Consider the following 1,662-nt stretch of genomic DNA (forward strand, 5'->3'; position numbering starts at 1 on the left):
CGGCCGTCGCGTACGCCCGCAGGGGGCTCTCGCTCCGTCCGCGGAGCTACGGCAGAGCTACAGCGGGAGCGCCTGCGTCACGCCCCCGACGACCGGCAGGTCCTTCAGGGCCGCGCCGTCCGAGAGCGGCCCGGTGACCAGCTGGGTCGACACCGGCTTGAAGTCGGCGATCTGGGTGCCGATCCCGTTGTCCAGAGGGTCGACGCCGGTCTTGGCGAGGGGGTTGAGCTGGTGGTTCTTCAGATAGCCGATGCCGGACACCGAGTTGGTGACGGCACCGACCAGGCCCGTGCCCGGGCCCCCGAGGGCGCTGTCGAGCGCACCGGGGACGGCGTCGGATGCGGCCGGAGCGGCCTGCGCCGCGCCGCTCGCACCGAGGGTGGCGGCCACCGCCGCGACGGTCAGACCGGCGCCGAGAGCGAGTCGCCGGGACTGGTGAGCTGTGTGACGTGCCATGGAGTTCCCGCCTGGGTGAGTAATCGGACCGGCACCCAGCGTAGTTGAGGTGTGATCCGCAATCCACCGTCCTCCCCGCAGGGTCCCCTTCACGGGTCAATGCCTCACACTGGTGTCCCGTGACCGCATCCACTTCCCGCCGTTCTGTCCGCCCTGCCGTCCCGGCGCACGTGGTGCTCCTGGCGGGCCCGTCCGGCTCCGGGAAGTCGTCTCTGGCCGCTCGTACGGGACTTCCGGTCCTGCGGCTCGACGACTTCTACAAGGAGGGCGGCGACCCGACGCTTCCGCTGGTCGCGGACAGCGCGGACATCGACTGGGACTCACCACTGTCCTGGGACGCGGAGGCGGCGGTGGCGGCGATCGTGGAGCTGTGCCACGGCGGGCGGACGACGGTACCGGTGTACGACATCGCCGCGAGCGCGCGGGTCGGGCGGACGCCGTTCGCGATCGGCCGGGCGCCGCTGTTCATCGCGGAGGGGATCTTCGCGGCGGACATCGTGGCGCGCGTCTCGGACCGGGGGGTCCTGGCGGACGCGCTCTGTCTGCGCGGCCGCCCGTCGACGACGTTCCGCCGCCGGCTCCTGCGGGATCTGCGGGAGGGCCGCAAGTCCGTCGGCTTCCTGCTGCGCAGGGGGTGGCGGCTGATGCGGGCCGAACGGTCGATCGTGGCGCGTCAGTCGGCTCTGGGCGCGTATCCGTGCGGCCGGGACGAGGCGCTGTCCCGGGTGGCAGCGGCGGCGGACCACGCACCGGCCGCCCGTACGCTCCGGTAGCACCCGTACGGCAGGTCACACCGAAGGCACGACGGCCGGAACCGCGACGGCCGGAAGCGCGCCGAAGACGTCAACGGCGCCCAGGACAGCGTGGGGCGCCGGAGTCGCCGGATACGGCAGCGGCGCACGGACTGCGGAGGCGAGGCGCGGACCAGGCGCGGATGGGACGTGGACCGGACGCGGACCCGGCACAGCCGAGGGGAGCCGCGGAAGCCGCGGAAGCCGCCGGAGACGGCAAACAGAACGGGACCGGACAAGACCCCCCGGCCTGTCCGGTCCCGCTCGATCTCCACAAGGCCCCCCGGCCTCGTGCCCCGTTGGGTCCCCCGTGGGGGGGCGCGGGGGGGGGCGGGGGGGTTGGGGCTGGGGGGGTCCCAGGTGGTGGGGGCGGGGGGGGGGGGGGGGGGGGGGGGGGGGGGTGTGGGGCGGGCAG

Annotated in this window: 2 protein-coding genes; one reads left to right on the forward strand and one right to left on the reverse strand. The window is 74.5% G+C overall.

The genetic code is table 11. The features are described from left to right. Window positions 1–57: 57 nt before the first annotated feature. Window positions 58–456 carry a hypothetical protein gene (locus tag ACWF94_RS40120; protein WP_453500178.1) on the reverse strand — a complete coding sequence of 133 codons (399 nt, stop codon included), beginning with the start codon at window positions 454–456 and terminating at the stop codon, window positions 58–60. 44 nt (window positions 457–500) lie between these two features. Here ACWF94_RS40120 and ACWF94_RS40125 point away from each other — a divergent pair, with 44 nt between their 5' ends. Beyond that, window positions 501–1,229: an ATP-binding protein gene (locus ACWF94_RS40125; protein WP_453500180.1), complete on the forward strand. Its 729-nt coding sequence runs from the start codon at window positions 501–503 to the stop codon at window positions 1,227–1,229. The last annotated feature ends 433 nt before the right edge of the window (window positions 1,230–1,662 follow it).

The organism is Streptomyces sp. NPDC055078, from assembly GCF_053607985.1.

Coding starts and splice junctions, on each gene's coding strand:
- ACWF94_RS40120 (WP_453500178.1), bottom strand. CDS start 456: ATGGCACGTCACACAGCTCACCAGTCCCGGCGACTCGCTCTCGGCGCC.